This is a genomic window from Mesorhizobium sp. NZP2298, assembly GCF_013170825.1.
Taxonomy (GTDB): domain Bacteria; phylum Pseudomonadota; class Alphaproteobacteria; order Rhizobiales; family Rhizobiaceae; genus Mesorhizobium.
On sequence record NZ_CP033365.1, the window covers coordinates 2,128,343 to 2,146,095 of the forward strand.

At 64.0% G+C, this 17,753-nt stretch carries 15 protein-coding genes; 4 read left to right on the forward strand and 11 right to left on the reverse strand.

What is annotated here, in order from left to right:
* Window positions 1–125 precede the first annotated feature (125 nt).
* The 9 genes from EB231_RS10280 to EB231_RS10320 all read right to left on the reverse strand — a co-directional run bounded on the left by EB231_RS10280 (window position 126) and on the right by EB231_RS10320 (window position 10,694).
* Complete coding sequence (locus tag EB231_RS10280; RefSeq protein ID WP_172348706.1) at window positions 126–2,219, reverse strand: bifunctional metallophosphatase/5'-nucleotidase; 2,094 nt, start codon at window positions 2,217–2,219, stop codon at window positions 126–128.
* 201 nt (window positions 2,220–2,420) lie between these two features.
* Complete coding sequence (locus tag EB231_RS10285; RefSeq protein WP_172348707.1) at window positions 2,421–2,798, reverse strand: hypothetical protein; 378 nt, start codon at window positions 2,796–2,798, stop codon at window positions 2,421–2,423.
* A gap of 181 nt (window positions 2,799–2,979) precedes the next feature.
* On the reverse strand, window positions 2,980–4,425 hold the full coding sequence (locus tag EB231_RS10290; RefSeq protein ID WP_172348708.1) for a homospermidine synthase: 1,446 nt from the start codon (window positions 4,423–4,425) through the stop codon (window positions 2,980–2,982).
* A gap of 130 nt (window positions 4,426–4,555) precedes the next feature.
* On the reverse strand, window positions 4,556–5,494 hold the full coding sequence (locus EB231_RS10295; RefSeq protein ID WP_172348709.1) for a heme-dependent oxidative N-demethylase family protein: 939 nt from the start codon (window positions 5,492–5,494) through the stop codon (window positions 4,556–4,558).
* On the reverse strand, window positions 5,491–5,778 hold the full coding sequence (locus EB231_RS10300) for a YciI family protein (RefSeq protein ID WP_172348710.1): 288 nt from the start codon (window positions 5,776–5,778) through the stop codon (window positions 5,491–5,493). Before EB231_RS10300 ends, EB231_RS10295 begins: the two co-directional genes overlap by 4 nt.
* A gap of 14 nt (window positions 5,779–5,792) precedes the next feature.
* Window positions 5,793–6,455 (reverse strand): aminotransferase class IV family protein, encoded by a 663-nt coding sequence (locus tag EB231_RS10305; RefSeq protein WP_172348711.1) that lies wholly within the window; start codon window positions 6,453–6,455, stop codon window positions 5,793–5,795.
* Window positions 6,404–7,549, reverse strand: coding sequence for an aminodeoxychorismate synthase component I (locus tag EB231_RS10310; protein ID WP_172348712.1), 1,146 nt, complete (start codon window positions 7,547–7,549; stop codon window positions 6,404–6,406). The genes EB231_RS10305 and EB231_RS10310 overlap by 52 nt, the downstream gene beginning before the upstream one ends.
* Window positions 7,550–7,718: 169 nt before the next feature.
* Entirely contained in the window at window positions 7,719–8,495 is a 777-nt protein-coding gene (locus EB231_RS10315; protein WP_172348713.1) for a proton-conducting membrane transporter, read from the reverse strand.
* Between the two features lie 360 nt (window positions 8,496–8,855).
* Window positions 8,856–10,694: a M3 family oligoendopeptidase gene (locus tag EB231_RS10320; protein ID WP_172348714.1), complete on the reverse strand. Its 1,839-nt coding sequence runs from the start codon at window positions 10,692–10,694 to the stop codon at window positions 8,856–8,858.
* A 171-nt stretch (window positions 10,695–10,865) separates the two neighbouring features.
* Here EB231_RS10320 and EB231_RS10325 point away from each other — a divergent pair, with 171 nt between their 5' ends.
* From EB231_RS10325 to EB231_RS10335, 3 genes are all read left to right on the forward strand, one after another.
* Window positions 10,866–12,392 carry a sigma-54-dependent transcriptional regulator gene (locus EB231_RS10325; RefSeq protein ID WP_172348715.1) on the forward strand — a complete coding sequence of 509 codons (1,527 nt, stop codon included), beginning with the start codon at window positions 10,866–10,868 and terminating at the stop codon, window positions 12,390–12,392.
* A gap of 502 nt (window positions 12,393–12,894) precedes the next feature.
* On the forward strand, window positions 12,895–14,703 hold the full coding sequence (locus EB231_RS10330; RefSeq protein WP_246740908.1) for a DUF882 domain-containing protein: 1,809 nt from the start codon (window positions 12,895–12,897) through the stop codon (window positions 14,701–14,703).
* 177 nt (window positions 14,704–14,880) lie between these two features.
* Entirely contained in the window at window positions 14,881–15,057 is a 177-nt protein-coding gene (locus tag EB231_RS10335) for a hypothetical protein (protein WP_172348716.1), read from the forward strand.
* 103 nt (window positions 15,058–15,160) lie between these two features.
* Here the strand turns inward: EB231_RS10335 and EB231_RS10340 are convergent, their stop codons facing one another.
* Window positions 15,161–16,054 (reverse strand): AraC family transcriptional regulator, encoded by an 894-nt coding sequence (locus EB231_RS10340; RefSeq protein ID WP_172348717.1) that lies wholly within the window; start codon window positions 16,052–16,054, stop codon window positions 15,161–15,163.
* A gap of 130 nt (window positions 16,055–16,184) precedes the next feature.
* Here EB231_RS10340 and EB231_RS10345 point away from each other — a divergent pair, with 130 nt between their 5' ends.
* Window positions 16,185–16,934 (forward strand): SDR family oxidoreductase, encoded by a 750-nt coding sequence (locus EB231_RS10345; RefSeq protein ID WP_172348718.1) that lies wholly within the window; start codon window positions 16,185–16,187, stop codon window positions 16,932–16,934.
* A 4-nt stretch (window positions 16,935–16,938) separates the two neighbouring features.
* Here EB231_RS10345 and EB231_RS10350 read toward each other — a convergent pair whose 3' ends face one another.
* Window positions 16,939–17,577 (reverse strand): 2-dehydro-3-deoxy-phosphogluconate aldolase, encoded by a 639-nt coding sequence (locus EB231_RS10350; protein WP_172348719.1) that lies wholly within the window; start codon window positions 17,575–17,577, stop codon window positions 16,939–16,941.
* Window positions 17,578–17,753 lie beyond the last annotated feature (176 nt).

A 17,753-nucleotide genomic window follows, 5' to 3' on the forward strand; every position in this document is an offset into this window, starting at 1 on the left:
ACACGGCGCGAACCTAGCGATGGCGTGCCGGTTTTCAATGCCGCGTCTGGCCGCACCTTAGCTTGAAAACACAAAACCCGCCCGGTTTCCCGCGCGGGTTTTGTCGTTGGAGAGGCGAAGCGATGTTATTTGGCCGGGATGGTCAGCGTCGCGCCAAGCTTGAGCTGGTGGGGCCTTTGGCCCTTGTTGGCCTCATAGATCAGTTTCCACTTGGTCGCGTCGCCATAGGCTTTCTTTGCCAGATCCCAGTAAGTGTCGCCGGCAACGATGACATGGCTGCCCGTGGCCGGAGCGGCTTCAGCGGGCTTTGCCGGTTCTGCAGGCTTCGCGGGTTCAGCCGGCGCGGGTGCAGGAGCAGCTTCGGCTGGTTTCACCGGTTCGGCTGGTGCGGGGGCTGGAGCAGCGGGTGCCGGCGGGGGAGGCGCTGCCTCTGTCGAGATTGCCGGTGGCGTGTTGGCGATGTCGCCCGAGTTGGCAGGCAGTTCGGGCATCGCGGGTGCGGCATCGGCGGGCTCTGCCGGTTTCGCGGCCTCGGCCGGCGCCGTCTCCGCCGGCTTTGCGGGTTCGGCTGGCTTGGCCGGCTCGGCGGCGGGCGCCGCCGCGACAGTCGCGGCGATCTCGGTGATGCGGCCGTCGAGCTTGGGTGTGTAAGGCCGGTGGGCACCGAGGTAGTCGGCCACGACCTGTTCGAGGCCGGGTCCGTAATCGTAGGCGTTCTTGGCCTTGTCGGCGAAGACCTTGTAGCCGTCGCCGCCCTGGCGCACGTAATTGTTGGTGGCGACGAGATAGTCCTTGTCGGGATTGATCGGTGCCCAGGCGCCGTTCTCCATGACCTCGACGGACTTGACGCGGCCCGCATTGGGCGCGACCGACTTGTCGAAGGAGTATTTGAGACCCGCCACCTGCGGGAAGCGGCCGGCGCCGTCCTCGATCTGGCTAAGACCGCTTTCGAGGCCGGCGACCAGGTCCTTGCCGGAAATCTGGAAAGTGGCAAGCGTGTTCTGGAATGGCAACACGGTCAGCACCTCACCCATGGTGACGGTGCCCTTGTCGATCGAAGCGCGCAGGCCGCCGCCATTGGAGATGACGATCTCGACGCCCTGTCCCTTGACGCGGTCGAGTATGGCGTCGGAGACGAGGTTGCCCATCTCGCATTCCTTGGCGCGGCAATTCTCGCGGCTGCCGTCGATGACGTCGGTGGTTTCGGCCACTTCCTTGTTCTTCAGGGCCTCGATCGGCGCGCCGAGTTCCTTGATGCGGGCGAGCACGGCGGGATCGGGCGTGATCGACTTGTCGAGATAGATAGGGTCGCCGCTCGCCGACTTGACGACGCCATTGTCGTCGAACACCACCTTGAACTCGCCGAGATATTTCGAATAGGACGCCGCCTGCACCACCGGCACCTTGTAGCCGTCCGGGTTGTCGACCATCGTCGGGTAGGGGCCTAGCGCCTTCGGATCGGTGTTGGACAAAAGTGTATGGCTGTGGCCGCCGACAACCACGTCGATGCCCGGGATCTTGGCGATGACATCGCGCTCCCTGTTGTAGCCGATATGGGTCACCGCGATGATCTTGTTGACGCCTTGCGCCTTCAGCTTCTCGACTTCCGCCGTGATCGACTTGACGTCGTCCGCGATGGCGATGTTCGGGCCGGGGGAAGCGAGCTCGGGCGTGTCGTTGGTGACGGCACCGACAATGCCGATCTTCTGTCCGCCGACCTCGACGACGATCGACGGCTTGATCTTGCCCGCCGCGCCAGACTTGTCGTTGGGCACGACATTGGCACTGACGATCGGGAACTTCGCCTTGTCCAGGTAAGGCACCAGCGCGCTCTCGCCGTCGTCGAATTCGTGGTTGCCGAGCGTCACAGCGTCGGGTTTCAACTGATTGAGGAATTCCTCTTCCACGGCGCCCTTGTAGGTGGTGTAGAACAGCGATCCCTGGAAACTGTCGCCTGCATTGAGCAGCAGCACGTTCTGCCCTTCGAGCTTCTTGCGCTCCTGGGCGATCGCCGTGATCAGCCGCCCGGCGCCGCCGATGCACTCACCTTTGGTCTCCTCGTCGGCCGAACAGGTCGACTCGTATTTGTTGTTGCCTTCGATGCGGCTGTGCCAGTCATTGAAATGCAGAATGTTCAATGTGTAGTCGGCAAAAGATGCGCCGGCCGAAAGGCCGAGCGTCGATGCGGACAGGGCCAGAATGGCGGCAATCTTCTTCATCTTCGTCTCCCGGTAGGCTGATCAGAGGCGTTTAGCGCCCTTGCTTGACTGGGATATAACAGCCAGCGTTTTGACCATGTTCCCATCGCGTTCCGGCTGACGCAAGCAGAAATGCCGTCGCTATTTTCTTGCGAAAACCGGGGGGCGCAAAAAAGAACGGCGGCCAGTGGCCGCCGTCCCCTGATGAGTCCTGTTCGCCGATCAGGTGCGTCGCGTGAGCACGAAGTTCTGGCCGGATGAACTGGTGCAGTTCAGCTGGCTGGTGGACACCAGCAGGCAGTTGAAGCTGACCGGCGTCTGACGGATCAGCGACGTGCCGTTGATCTCGACCGACGTGGCGCCGGTCATCGTGTAGCTGCCATCGGCCAGCTTCTGGCCGGTGTCGGTGGCGACGGTTGTGAATTTCCCACCTGTCAGCGTCGACAGGCCGGTGCCCTTGGCATCTATCCACGAGCCCTCGACGCCTTTCGGCGCGGCTGCCATCGGCGGTGCATCGGGACCGCTTGTGGTGCAGGCCGCGAGCATCACGGCAAAGGAACCCGCCACGCCCATCGAAAGAATTTTGCGCGCAATAGTCATCTGAAATCCTCTCCAAACGCACCGGCCCAAAAATCGGATTCGATTTTGGAAGGCATGGTGCGAACGCCCAAAGTGCTGGAGCGGGCATGGGTCCGCAAGACGCATGCTGCCCCAGGCCGCATCTCTTCAATCGCCCGATTTCCGGGCGATTGCAAGGCAATGGCGCAGGGTGTGCGCGACGCTATCGGACCAGGATGTTGCGGAATTGCCACGGATCGCTGCGGTCGAGGTCCTCGGGGAAGAGCCCCGGGCGTCTGTCGAGCGGCGTCCAGTCGGTGTAATGGCCTTCGACCGGTCCGAGATAGGGCGACTGCACTTCCAGACAGCGCCGGTAGTCCATCTCGTCCGCCTCGACAATGCCGGCGTCCGGATTTTCCAGGGCCCAGACCATGCCTGCCAGAACCGCCGAGGTGACCTGCAAGCCAGTGGCGTTCTGATAGGGCGCCAGCTTGCGCGCTTCGGCGAGCGAGAGGTGCGAGCCGAACCAGTAGGCATTCTTGTCGTGGCCGTAGAGCAGGACGCCGAGTTCGTCGACGCCGTCGACCAGCTCGTTCTCGTCAAGCACATGGTGTACCGGCTGAGGCTTGCCGGCGGCACCGAACATCTCGTCCAGCGACAGCATCGCGTCGTTACAGGGATGGTAGGCGTAATGGCACGTCGGCCGGTATTGCACCTTGCCCTTCTTGGAGCGTACGGTGAAGAAATCGGCGATCGAGATCGCCTCGTTGTGCGTCACCAGGAGGCCGTATTGCGGGCCCGGCGTCGGGCACCAGGAGCGCACGCGCGTGTTGGCGCCGGGCTGCTCCAGGTAGATCGCGGCCTTGGAGCCGTGCTTGTGCTTCTTGGCGTTCTTCGGCATCCATTTCTCATGCGTGCCCCAGCCGAGTTCGGCCGGCTGCAGGCCTTCGGAGATGAAGCCCTCGACCGACCAGGTGTTCCAGAACACATCCATCGGCTTTGGCTTCTTGGCGCGCTGGGTGTCGCGTTCGGCGATATGGATGCCCTTGATGCCGGCCTTCTTCATCAGCTTCGCCCAACCCTCGCGGTCTTCCTGTGCGGGCTCGGAAAACTCAAGGCCTAGATCGGTGGCGAGGTTCACCAGCGCCTGCTTGACGAACCACGAGACCATGCCGGGATTGGCGCCGCAGGTGGAAACCGCGGTAGCGCCGCCCGGTTTGTCGTGCTTTTCCTTGATCAGGGATTCGCGCAGCGCATAGTTGGTGCGGCTGGCATTGTCGGCCTTGGCGTCGAAATAGAATCCAAGCCACGGCTCGACGACGGTGTCGATGTAGAGCACGCCGAGCTTGCGGCAGAGCCGCATCAGGTCGACCGAGCCGGTGTCGACCGACAAATTGACGCAAAAACCCTGGCCGCCGCCATTGGTCAGCAGCGGCGTCAGGAGCTTCTTGTAGTTCTTCTCGGTCACCGCTTCCTGAACGAAGGCGATGCCGCGCTCGTCGAGCAGCTTGCGGTCGGTATCGCGCGGATCAAGGACCGTCATGCGCGACTTGTCGAACTTGAAATGGCGCTCGATGAGAGGCAGCGTTCCCCGTCCGATCGAGCCGAAGCCGATCATCACCACAGGGCCGGTGATCTCGCCGTAGACGGGCCAGTTTTCATTCGCCATTTTATCGAGCACTCCTTCAACCATGTGCAAAAGCCGGGCAGACATCTGCAAAAAACCGGGCATTTTCGCCAACGGCCTGCGCTACATCACAGATCATTGTCATAAACCAGCGAAAAGCGCCAACCTGTGGCTAGCCGTCCTTGGCCATGTGGTTAAGGACGGCGACAAGCCTATCGCGGTCCGATGTCAGGCCCTTGTAGTCGAGCTGGTCGAGATCGAGCGCTTCGAGCTGGGCGGCAAAGGACAGTGCGAGCGTCGCCCGATCCGGATGCCGCTCCAGCACGGCGAGCGGGTCGAGGTGGATGCGGATAGTGAACAGGATGTCGCGCGAGGCGGGCAGTTTACGCAGCGTCTGGCGCTCGACGCGGATGAAGGCGTGCGCCTTGACGTCACCGTCGGGGAAGCGTGTCGGCCTATTGGTGGCACGGTCGATGCGCTCGACATTGGACAGCGGATGATAGAGCGCATTGTCGGCCTGGATCGACCAGTTGAAGCGCTCGACCGCCTGGCCCTGCAGGCCGTCGAACATGCGGTTGATGAGTTCGGCGGGGCGCGTTCCCGGGCCGAAGCCGGGCACGGGCTCATGGATACGTTGCAGCGGCTTGCCGAATTTTTCGAGCAGCGACCAGGACGAGGGAAAGCACAGCGAGCCGGCGGCGAGCCGCCAGCCGCTGTCGTCGCGCCGCATCAGGATCAGGTCTTCCTGGACCAGCAGCGAGGCCGCGACCAGCGGGGCGTCGGCCAGACCCGAAGTCAAAGCAGGGTGGTCCGCGGCGCCCATCACCTCGATGCCCGCATCGGTGCGGCGATGGGTGTGCGGAAATCGCTCCGGCAGATAGGCTTCGAGCAAGTCGAGCACTTCCTGCTGGGCGTCTCGCGTGCCGTCCTCCTGGACGAAAACCCGTTCGGGAATTTCGGCATAAAGCCGGCGCTTCTCGGCGAGATAGGGCAGGAGATGACCGTCGACCTCGATCCAGTTCGCGGGGTCGAGCGGCTTCAGCCCGATGTTGAACAGCTTCGACGAACCGTCATAGGGGGTATGGGTGGGCAGGGCTTCGACCAAGCTCATGCTTCCTTGAAGGCGTCGAGATTGGCGGCGGTCATCCTCGCCAGGAATTCGGTGACATCGTAGTCCGCGGCGCCTGCCTTGGCGAAGGGGTCCGCGGCCAGCCTGGCATCGAGGATCTCGCGCGGACATTGCGCGATGATGATGCCGCCGGTCCTCGGCTTCTTCGGGCCGGAGGCAATGAAGATGCCCTCTGCATAGCAGGCCTTCAGCCATTCGACATGCGCCGCCTGCAAGCGGTCGATCTCGGTCAGAGGCAGCTTGTAGTTCAGCGAAACGACGAACATGGCGTTCTCCCCGGTCACCCCAGCCTTGCGGGGATCAAGCCGCGCAGCGAATTGCCGACAAAGAGAGCCTTGGCCGACTTCAGGTCGTCGTAGGTGTAGATTGCTTCCGCCGCCCGGCCTTCATCCAGAAGCGCGGCGCGCAATACGCCAGGCAGCAGGCCGCAGTCCAGCCGGGGCGTTGCCAGCACGCCATCGCCGAAATCGGCGAAGACATTGGTGATGGTGCCTTCACAGATTTCGCCACGCTCATTGGCCAGGATCACCTCGTCGGCCTGGGTGACGAGATATTCGGATCGGGCATGGGTGTAGAGCTGGCGCCGGCTTGTCTTGTGGCGCAGCAGCGTGTTGCTCGAATCGAGCCTGGTCCGCGCCAGCCGCAGCACCCAGACCTTATCGGCGGCGAGCGGTTCGTAGGGGTGCGCCGAGGCGGTGGCTTCGCCGTTGCGCGCCAAGGCGAGCCGCGCGCGCATGGCGGTGCGCGCGCCGTCGGTCGCGTTGCCCAGCACGGCGTCAACCTTTTGCGGATCGCAGGCGAAGCCGAGCTCCGCCGCCGAGCCATAGAGGCGTGCTAGGTGGCGGTCGAAGCGCAGGAAGCCTGTCTCGGGCTGCCAGCGCATGGTCTCGATCAGCTCGAAATCGGCGGTGTCCCCGTCGCGAAGCGGGCTTTGAGCAGACACTCCTGATACTCCTCTTGCGCCGTCGAATCGAAGACGATGCCGCCGCCGACATTGTAGACGGCCTCGCCATTGGCAAAGAGCGAGATGGTGCGGATCGCCACGGAAAAGCGCATCGTGCCGCCGGGCGCGATCCAGCCGATGGCGCCGCAATAGACGTCGCGCGGCGTGCCTTCCAGATCGTGCAGGATCTCCATGGCGCGGATCTTCGGCGCCCCGGTGATCGAGCCACAGGGAAACAAAGCCGCGAAGATCCGGCGGATGGAGAGGCCCGGCAGCAGCTTCGCCCTGACGTCGCTCACCATCTGGTGGACTGTCGGATAGCTCTCGATGCGGAACAGTTCGGGCACCTCCAGCGTGCCGACCTCGCTGATCAGCGAGATGTCGTTGCGCAAGAGGTCGACGATCATCCGGTTCTCTGCCTGGTTCTTCTCGTCATTGCGCAGGAAGGTCTTCTGCCGCTCGTCCTCGTCCCTGGTCGCGCCGCGCGGGGCCGTGCCCTTCATCGGATGCGTCTCGATCATCCCGGCGGCATTGATCTCGAAGAACAGTTCGGGCGAGCGCGACAGCACGATGGGATCGCCAAGCGCCACCAGTGCGCCATACTTCACCGGCTGGCGCTCGGTCAGCGCATCGAACGCGGCAAGCGGGTCGCCCGACCATTGCGCCTGCACCGGAAAGGTCAGATTGCCCTGGTAGCAATCGCCTTGCCTGATGTGCTGATGCAGCCGCGAGAAACGCTTTTCGTAATCCTCGAACGACCAGGCCGCCCTTGCATCGAAGATCGGGCCGTTGGTGGCCATTGCGTTGCGTGGCGGCACGGCGTCCTCGACCGGAGCGTCGAAGACGCCGAGGCAGATCAGCGGTGCGCGGCGCCGGCCCGGCAGCAAGGGAACGAGTTTCGGCTCGAGCAGGTAGCCCGCCTCATAGGAGAAATAGCCGGCCAGCCATTTGCCGGCGTCGTGCGCGGCCTGCGCTGCTTCCAGCGCCGGCAGGAAATCACGCGCCTCATGCGCCACGATGATGTCGGCCGGCCGGTCGAAAACGAGCTGACGCGCGCTTTCGTCGTTGCGGAAAATGGCGGCGGGCAGGGACATGGGGACCAGGATCGATGAAGCCGTCGATCGCTCTATATGGGGGGCCGCCCGCGTGCAATCGAGGGAACGGCACCTTGCCCCTCAAAGCCGACCTCTTGGCGGCCCTGCCCGCCAAAAAGAAATCGGCGGGGCCCGTGGCCCCGCCGGCTTGACGATCTGCCTCTGCGGCTCAGGTGTTGCTGGCAGTCCCGGCTGTCGGAAACTGCTTGGCGAATTCCTTCTCGTCGCCGGCGGCGAGCAGCTTGGCTTGCTCGATCCAGCGTTCGCGCGCGATGCGGCCGTCGAAGTTCATCACGTCCTCGATCCGCTTGATGTCGGCTGCCGTCCAGGCGGCGATCTGGGCGAAGGTGGTGATGCCCTGCGCCTTGAGCAGCTTTTCGTTGACCGGGCCGATACCGATCAGCCGGCGCAGATTGTCGGGCTTGCCCCCCGCAGGCTTGGCTGCCGCCGGTGCGGCCTTCTTGGCGGCTGCCGGCTTGGGCGCGGCCGAGCTCTTTGCCGAGGAAGCGGCAGAGGCTGCGGTTTTGCTTGCGGCGGGTTTGGCGGCCGCTGGTTTCGGCGCCACCGACTTGGTGGCGGCGGCTTTCGCCGGCGCCGCCTCCGCGGCAGGTTTGGCAGGCGCGGCCTTGGCCGCGGGCGGAGCGGATTTGGCGGCGGCTGGCGTCGACAGGAGGGCTGCCGGGGGCTGGCTGGCGGCCTTTGCTCCGCCACCCGAGGAAGCCTGCGCGTCGCGCAACTGGCGCTCGAGGTCGGCGCGGGTCTTGCCGCATGCATTCAGTTCGCCGGTCAGCCGGTCGCTGTCGGCACGCAGCCGGTCGCGCTCGCCGCGGGTTCGGTCGAGGTCGCCGCGAAGGCTGTCGAGTTCACCACGCAGGCGACCCCAGATGAACCAGCCAACCAACACGCCTACCAGGAACGCCAGGATCACGTAGAAAAAAGTGCCCATTGTCTCTCTCCAGTCAGATCCGTCTGCCGTGGGTCATGACCTTCGGCGATGGACTACTCGGTGATGTTTCCGCGGGTTCGCAGAACAGCCGGCTTCGGTTCGAGCTGTTGGCAATCGGCTTTGCTTGCCCATGGCCAACGGCCGTTGTCGCGTTCGCCTGAGCGGCACGGCCGGCTGAGATTTCCCTCGCCGATCCGCATGCGCTCCGGCTGAGCTTGAAGCGAAGGCTATCATAGAGCTTACGGAAAGCTATGGGAAAAACTTCTGCCTAGAGTTCTTCAAGAACAAATATTTAGCGCAAGAATACTGCAATCCCAACATGCATTCCGGCTAAACTGTTCTGCCCATGCGAGACGCGTCTCAGCTGTCGAGGGATTCCAGTTCGTCGATCAGGCCGCTGATCACGCCAAGCCCGATCTGCCAGAAGGCGGGATCGGTGGCGTCGAGGCCGAAGGGCGCCAGAAGCTGCGAATGATGCTTTGTGCCGCCGGCGCGCAGCATCTCGAAATACTTGTCCTGGAAGCCGCGCTCGGCGTTCTGGTAGACCGCGTAGAGCGAGTTCACCAGGCAGTCGCCGAAAGCATAGGCATAGACGTAGAAGGGCGAATGGATGAAGTGCGGGATGTAGGTCCAGAAGACCTCGTAGCCTTCGCGCAGCTTGATCGCGGGTCCCAGGCTTTCGGCCTGCACTTCCAGCCAGAACTGGCCGAGCCTGTCGGACGTCAGTTCGCCGTTGCGGCGTTCGGCATGCACCTTGCGCTCGAATTCGTAGAAGGCGATCTGGCGCACCACCGTATTGATCATGTCCTCGACCTTCTGGGCGAGCATGGCCTTGCGCTCACGCCTGTCGGTGGTCCGCTCGAGCAGAGAGCGGAAGGTCAGCATCTCGCCGAACACGGAAGCGGTCTCGGCCAGCGTCAGCGGCGTCGAGGCCATCAGCGCGCCCTGGCCGGCGGCCAGCACCTGATGCACGCCGTGGCCGAGCTCATGCGCCAGCGTCATCACATCGCGCGGCTTGCCCATGTAGTTGAGCAGCACATAGGGGTGCGCCGACGGCACGGTCGGATGGGCAAAGGCACCGGGCGACTTGCCGGGCCTTACCGGGGCGTCGATCCAGTTGCGATCGAAGAAGGTGCGCGCGATCTCGGCCATCTCGGGCGAGAAGCGCTGATAGGCGGACAGTACGGTGTTCCTGGCCTCATCCCAGCCGATCACCGCCTGCGGCGTCTCCGGCAGTGGTGCGTTGCGATCCCAGTGGTTCATCACCTCCATGCCGAGCCACCGCGCCTTCATCGCGTAGTAGCGGTGCGACAGGCGCGGATAGGCCTCGCGCACCGCGGCGGCGAGCGCATCGACCACGCCGCGCTCGACACGGTTGGCGAGATGGCGTGAATCGGCAATGTCCTCGAGGCCGCGCCAGCGGTCGGATATTTCCTTGTCCTTGGCCAGCGTGTTGGTGATCAGCGTGAAGGTGCGCAAATTCTTGCGGAAGGTCGCGGCCAGCGCCTCGGAGGCGCGGCGGCGCACCTCGCCGTCGGCATCCTGCAAACGGTTGAGCGCCGGCTCGAGTGTCAATTCCTCACCATCGACGTTGAAGCGAAGGTCGGTCATCGTCTCGTCGAACAGACGGTTCCAGGCGCCGCGTCCGGTGATCGACTTCTCATGGAAAAGCTGCTCGACACGATCCTCGAGCTGGTAGGGCTTGTCCATGCGCAGGTCGAGCACCCAGGGCCGGTAGTGGCCGAAAGCGGGATCGCTAGCCAGCGCGTTTTCGATCGCTGCGTCATCGATCAGGTTCAGTTCGAGCGCGAAGAACAGAAGATGCGCACTGGCGTCGGTCATCCTCTCCTGGGTGTCGCCGTAGAGCTTGGCGCGCTGCGGGTCGGCGGTGTTGCCGGCGTAGACCAGGCCGGCATAGGAGACGATGCGGCCAATCAGTTCCTCCAGCGCCTCGTAGGCGACCAGCGCCTCGCCCAGCTTGCCGGCGCTGCCGCGCCCGGCCTCGGCGGCGAGCGTACCCTTCCAGCGGGTCTCGAAAGCGATCGCGTCGGTGGCGGCCCTGGCGATGTCGCGCTTCAGTTCCGGGGCTTCCATGCCGGCATAGAGGTCGGCAAGGTTCCATTCCGGCAGATCGCCAAGCTCGACCGCGCCCTGACCGGACGCTGGTGCCGCGAGCCGCCGACCAAACATCATGCGCATCGACATACCTTCTGTGAATCACGGAGTCAGAATCAAGGGGCAGAATCAGGGAGGACGGAGAAGCCGGTCAAATCCTAAGGAATTCGTTCACCGGGTTTTTTGAAACCTTGTTTAGAACCCTGTGCCAAGATGATCCATGGGGATTTCGGGCGCGGGCAAATCAAGACAGTCATGACAGGTTCCATACTCATAGTCGATGACGATCCCGTGCAGCGCCGGCTGCTCGAGGCTGCGGTGACGCGCTTTGGCCACCCGGCAATCGTCGTCGACGGCGGTGCCGCCGGCCTTGAAGTGCTCGACGGGCCAACGGCCCGCGACGTTTCGGTGGTGATCCTCGATCTCGTCATGCCCGGTCTCGACGGCATCGGCGTGCTGAAGGCGATGCGTGAACGCGACATCACCGTCCCGGTCATCGTCCAGACCGCCCAGGGCGGGATCGAAACCGTTGTGTCGGCGATGCGCCATGGCGCCTTCGATTTCGTCGTCAAGCCGGCCTCGCCCGACAGGCTGCAGGCGTCGATCGCCAATGCGCTCAAGGTCGAAGCGGTCGAGGGCGAGGTCAAGCGCACTTCGCGCAGGCGCGGCGGGCTGCTGACCTTCAAGGACATGATCACCCACAGCCCGGCCATGGACAGGGTGATACGGCTTGGCCAGAAAGCGGCCGCCTCCAACATCCCGATCCTGATCGAAGGCGAATCCGGCGTCGGCAAGGAACTGGTGGCACGCGCCATTCAGGGCAGCGGCGACCGCCGCACGAAGCCTTTCGTCACCGTCAATTGCGGCGCCATCCCCGATAATCTGGTCGAATCGATCCTGTTCGGCCACGAGAAGGGCTCGTTCACCGGCGCCACCGACAAACACACCGGCAAGTTCGTCGAAGCGCATACGGGCACGCTGTTCCTCGACGAGATCGGCGACTTGCCGCTCGACGTCCAGGTCAAGCTGTTGCGCGCCGTGCAGGAGGGCGAGGTCGATCCGGTCGGGGGGCGCTCGACCGTCAAGGTCGACATAAGGCTGATTTCGGCGACGCACCGCAACCTCCTGCAGCAGGTCAAGGACGGCAGGTTCCGCGAGGATCTGTTCTACCGGCTGAATGTCTATCCGATCCTCGTGCCGCCGCTGCGCGACCGCCGCGACGACATTCCGCATCTGGTCACGCATTTCATGGAGAAGGTGGCACCCGCCGACCCGCGCCATCGACTGCAAGGCATTTCGGCGCCGGCACTTGCCGTGCTGCAGGCCTATGACTGGCCCGGCAACATCCGGCAGCTGGAAAACGCCGTCTTCCGCGCTTCGGTGCTGTGTGAAGGCGACGTGCTCGATGTCGATGATTTTCCACAGATCCGGGCGCAGGTCGAAGGCACCGTCAATCTCGAAACGGATGTCGCCACGCCACCGTCGCTGGAACCTCGCGACGATGATATCCTGGCCGGCGAGGCAGCCTCGATGGCCGAGGCTGAACTGCCCCCCCGGCTTCAGCCTCGCTTCGGCACCCTGCGGGCGCTCGACGAACGTGGCAATGTGCGGGCGCTCGCCGACGTCGAACTCGAGATGATCAAGCTCGCCATCGACCATTACAACGGCCAGATGAGCGAAGTCGCGCGCCGCCTCGGCATCGGCCGCTCGACGCTTTACCGCAAGCTCAAGGAATACGGCATCGACCCGGAAACCGGCCGCGCGGAACGGCTGGCGTCCTAAATCGCGTTGTGTCGAACCGCATAGCCGCCGCGTGTCAGGTCACGTTCTCATGCATGTCGTTCGCCCCGAAACCGAAGCGCGGTTTGGGTAACGTGTATCGGACGCAAGGCCGGGACCAGCTTGCGATGCCAGAGTTTGTCCCGCTGTCAGCGGGTTTCGGCGGGAATATGGCAAGCCCGTGGACAGCTCTGTTCACGCATTAAGGCTAATGGTAACAGATCGTGTTCTGTCAAAAGCCGGAATCCTGATCTAAACCAGCGGTTTACCAAGAAACCTTGTGATCAATTTTTGACGGGATATCGCCATGGTGTTACCGCATTTCGGCTTCAATAAGCGATGATTAACCATTAGGATTGATATTCGGATGTGAAAACGACACGTCCGTTTGAGCAAATCCGGGGACAAACGGCAGCCTGCAAGGCCTTTTGATTTGAACAGGATCGAACGACTCACAAACGGGCGGTATCATCATCTGAGCGTCTGGCCGAGATGGCTGGCAGCGGTGATTGTCGCTTTTGGTTTTGTTGCCGCGGCCGCCACCGGCGCCCAGGCCGAAGTTCGTTCGCTGAAGCTCTACCACCTCCACACGCATGAGAAGGCGGAGATCGTCTACAAGCGCAATGGCCGCTACGATCCGGAGGGCTTGAGGAAGATCAACATCATCCTGCGCGACTGGCGCCGCAACGAGCCGACCAAGATGGATCCGCGCCTGCTGGACCTGGTCTGGGAGGCATATCGGGAAAGCGGCGCCACCGACTATATCCAGGTCGTCTGCGGCTACCGTTCGCCGTCGACCAATTCGATGCTGCGCAGCCGCAGCCGGGGTGTCGCCGAGAAGAGCCAGCATATGCTCGGCAAGGCGATGGATTTCTATATTCCCGGCGTGCCTCTGAAGAAGCTGCGCAACATCGGCCTGAAGATGCAGGGCGGTGGCGTCGGCTACTATCCGACCTCCGGTTCGCCGTTCGTCCATATGGATGTCGGCAATGTGCGCCATTGGCCCGGTATCAGCCGTCAGGAACTGGTCAGCCTGTTCCCCAACGGCAAGACGCTGCACGTGCCGAGCGACGGCCGACCGCTGCCCGGCTATGAACAGGCGCTCGCCTCCTACAAGTCCCGCAAGGGCTCCGGCACACCCAACATCGAACTGGCCAGTGCCGGTGGTAGCAGCAAGAAATCCGGCGGGTTCCTTTCCGCCTTCTTCGGCGGTGGCGGCGAGGACGAAGCCGATGACAGCGCCGATGTCGAGACCGCTTCGGCTGCCCCTGCGCCCAAGCCTAGAAACCTGAAGCCGGCGGCTGCGGCCGCCAAGAGCAGCAACCTGCCGGGCATCGCCATCGTCGCGCCCGAGAATGCGCAGCGCGCCAACATTCCGCAGATTGCCGACGAGCAGGCTCCGGAACCGGAAAAGGATACGCCGGAAACGATCATCGCCGCGCTGCCGGCCAAGGAGATTCCGCTGCCCGATTTCGCGCCGCGGCCGAAGGCCGATGTCGGCGCGCAGCCTGAGAATGTTCCGTTCGCCATGGCGGACGCGACTGCGACCACCGAACAGGCCGTGGCGACCGCGCAGGCGCCGGCGAACATGCCGTTCGGCAAGACTGATCCCGCCGCTGCTGCGGCGGCGGCCGATCCGGCGCAGGTTGCCGTCAACAACATCCCCTTGCCGACGTGGCGTCCTGAACGCACGCTTCCGGCTGATCTCGCACCGCCGCCCAGCAAGGATGTGCTGATGGCGTTGGCGGATACGGCCGAACAGGGCAAGACCGCGTCCGATGCGTTCTCGGTGCTGCCGACGGCGCGTCCCGAACCGGCCAAGCCGGACGCCGTCAAGGCCGTGCTCGACGAGGCCAATGCCCAGGTCGGCAATGCCGATGAATATAAGGTTGCGTCGCTGGCTGAAGAGCCGCGCTCGGCCTTCAATGATCCGTCTTATGTCGATGTCGCAACGCCACGTCAGGCCGTTGCTGCCCGTCCGGCCGGTTCCGATCCGGCCGCCGCGATCGGTGCCGGCGTGAAGACGACCCGCAAGGAAGCCAGGGCCACCGCCCGCGACCTGAAGCCCGGCCCCAAGGCCATGGTGGTCGCCGCGGCGCCCCAGGCCGCCCGTTGGGCGCTGACCAGCGGCGAGAACGTCGCCACCGCTTCGAGTGCGACGACGGCGCCGGGTTACGCCTACAACATCGTGCATACGCCGCCGAGCGAGGTCTATACGGCCGGCTTCCAGCCGAGCAACCAGGTGGCCGACGCCAACCGGTTCACCGGCAACGCCGTCAAGTTCATGTCGGTGGCCCGCTTCCAGACGAAATAGCCTGCTGGCCAGACGAGACAAAGCCGCGTCGGGCGACCAGCGCGGCTTTTTGCTGTCCGGGCGTGATGCATGCGGCACCCAACCCCGCGGATCACGCGCGACTGAACTTCTCGTGAAGCCGGAACGGCCCGGCTGTTTCCGGGTTAGCGTGGGTACGTTCCAACCCTGGGGATATTCATGAAGAAAATTCTACTGGCATCCGTTCTGGCATTGGTTGCAGCATCTGCCGCGATCGCTCCATCGCAAGCCGAAACCGTGATCATCAAGAATGGCAAGCATCACTGCAGGACCAAGCTGGTCACGCATTGGGTGCACCATCACAGGGTGACCGAGAAGGTCAAGGTCTGCCGCTAATCCGGAACCGATGGGATCCGGGAGAATTGGCCCGGTCGACGAGAGTCGGCCGGGCTTTTCATGTGCCAGCCGACGCAGTGCTTACGGCTTGGTTCCGAGCGCTTTAGTCGATTTCCAGCGTGGCTGCTTCGCCCTTGGCCAGAAGCCGGGCGGCGTCGCGCGCCGGCGGCAGTCCGAAATGGCGCGCGTATTCCCGGCTGAACTGGGACGCGCTTTCATAGCCGACGGCAAAGGCGACACGCGTGGCGCTTCCCGGCTCCGCGATCAGCAGATGACGAGCCTCCAGCAGACGCACCTGCTTCTGATACTGGATCGGGCTCATGGCGGTCGCCGCCTTGAAATGGCGATGGAACGAAGCATTGCTCATATGCGCGAGTTCGGCCAGTTCCGTCACGTCGATGGGTTCGTTGTAATGTGCTCGTATCCAGGCGGTGGCGCGGCGTATCTGTGACAGGCGGCCATCGGCGTGCGCGAGCTGCCGCAACTTCACTCCTTGCGGACCCTGCAGCAAGCGGAATGCGATCTCGCGTTCGAGCATGGGCGCGAGCACGGGAATTTCGGTTGGCCGGTCGAGCAGCCGCAGCATGCGGCGCCATGCATCGAGCAGTTCGTCATCGGCCCGGTTGGTCACGAAGCCGTCGCCGTCGACCGCCGGCTTGTGGTCGATGATCAGGGCAGCGATCAGCCCGACATCGAGAGCGAAGGCGATGGCCGTGTAAGGACGGGCGCTGCTCGCCTCGATGAGCTGACTGGTGGCCGGCGTCTCCACCGCATAGACGAAATAGCTGCCGGCGCCATAGCGAAGCGTGCGGTCACCGACCAGCACTGTCTTCGCCCCCTGCAGCACGAACAGCGCCGTCGGCTGGCAAAGCTCGGGCAGCGGCGGGGTCGCAACCTCGCTGCGGCCGATCGTGACGCGCGGGATCGCCGTTTTCGTGCGCCGCCCATGCGCATGGCGGCCGGCGATGCCGATCAATTCCTGCAAAACCTCTTCCATTCTTCAGCATCGCCGATCCGTGCGGCCTACGCAACCGGTTGAGAGGATTAGGCAAGAGGACGCGAGTATCCGGCGCGCGAAACCGGCCGAGGCACGTCATCTCTGGGTCACCAAAGAAGGAGACATCGATATGACGACGCAGAGGAATGCGCTGGTCACCGGCGCCAACAAGGGTATCGGCCTCGAGACCGCTCGCCGGCTGGGGACAAAAGGGTTCAAGGTCTGGCTCGGCGCCCGCGATGCCGAGCGCGGGGAGGCCGCGGCAAAGGCGTTGCGCAACGAAGGGCTCGACGTCAAATGGCTCGAGCTCGACGTCGCCAGCGACGACAGCGTGGCGAGCGCGGCCAAGACCCTGACAGCGCAGGTATCCAGCCTCGACGCGCTGGTCAACAATGCCGGCATTGCCCCCGGCTATGTTGATGCGCTGGGACCGGACGGCCGCTACGAACGGCCGCCGAGCCGCGAGGATGTCACCGATATGAAGGCCACCTATGACGTCAACGTCTTCGGCCCGGTTCGCGTCACCCAGGCATTCCTGCCGCTGCTCCTGGCATCGCCCGTCGCCCGCATCGTCATGGTCAGCAGCTACCTCGGCTCGATCGCGCGGGCCGCCGGCAACAGCCAGTCGCCCAATGTGATGAGCTATGGCAGCTCGAAAACAGCGCTTAATGCCATCACCGTGGCCTTCGCCCGGGAACTCTCGCCGCGCGGCATCATGGTCAACGCCGCCGCTCCCGGCTACACCGCGACGGACCTCAATGCGCATAGGGGCGGGCGTACGGTGCAGCAGGCTGCCGGGATCATCGTGCAATTGGCGACGCTGAAGGCGGGCGGGCCCACCGGCGGCTATTTCGATGAGAACGGTCCGCTGCCCTGGTGATCGGTTATTTCCTGAGCTTGCTCGCTTCACGTGCAAGCGATTCGATCTCGTCCCACTTGCCCGCCTTGACCATGTCGTCGGGCGCGACCCAGGAACCGCCGACGCAGATGACATTGGGCAGGCCGAGGTAGTCGGCGGCATTCTTGCCGGTGATGCCGCCGGTCGGGCAGAATTTGACATCGGCGAGCGGCGAGGCGAAGGCCTTCAGCGACGCGATGCCGCCCGACTGCTCGGCCGGGAAGAATTTCAGGAAGCGCAGGCCTGCCTCGCGCGCGGCCATGATCTCGCCAGGCGTGATGGCGCCGGGCAGCAACGGGACGGCGCTGTCTTTCGCCGCGGCCAGAAGCTGGCTGGTGATGCCGGGGCTGACAATGAATTTCGATCCAGCGGCCGCCGCTTCGCCGAACTGGCGGGCGTCGAGAATGGTGCCGGCACCGACAATGGCGTCCTCGACTTCGGCCGCCACGCGGCGGATCGCTTCCAACGCATCGGCGGTCCTCAGCGTGATCTCGATCGCCGGCAGGCCGCCACGTGCCAGGGCGCGGGCCAGCGGCACCGCATCGGCAACATTGGCGATCTTCAGCACCGGTATGACCGGCTGGCCATTGAGGAGCGACAGGAGTTTTTCGGTCTTGCTGGGCATCTGTCTCTCCGTATCCTAAGCGCGTCGCATGAATCCGTCTCGGCGTGGCGCGCTCCTAGTTCATTTCAACCGATTAGCAGACGGGTGTTTGCCTGTCCACGAAACCGGTCGCGTCGCGATGTCACGCGCTGTGGGACAGCTTATCGGCTCTTCCCCGACAGGGCCATGACAGTCAC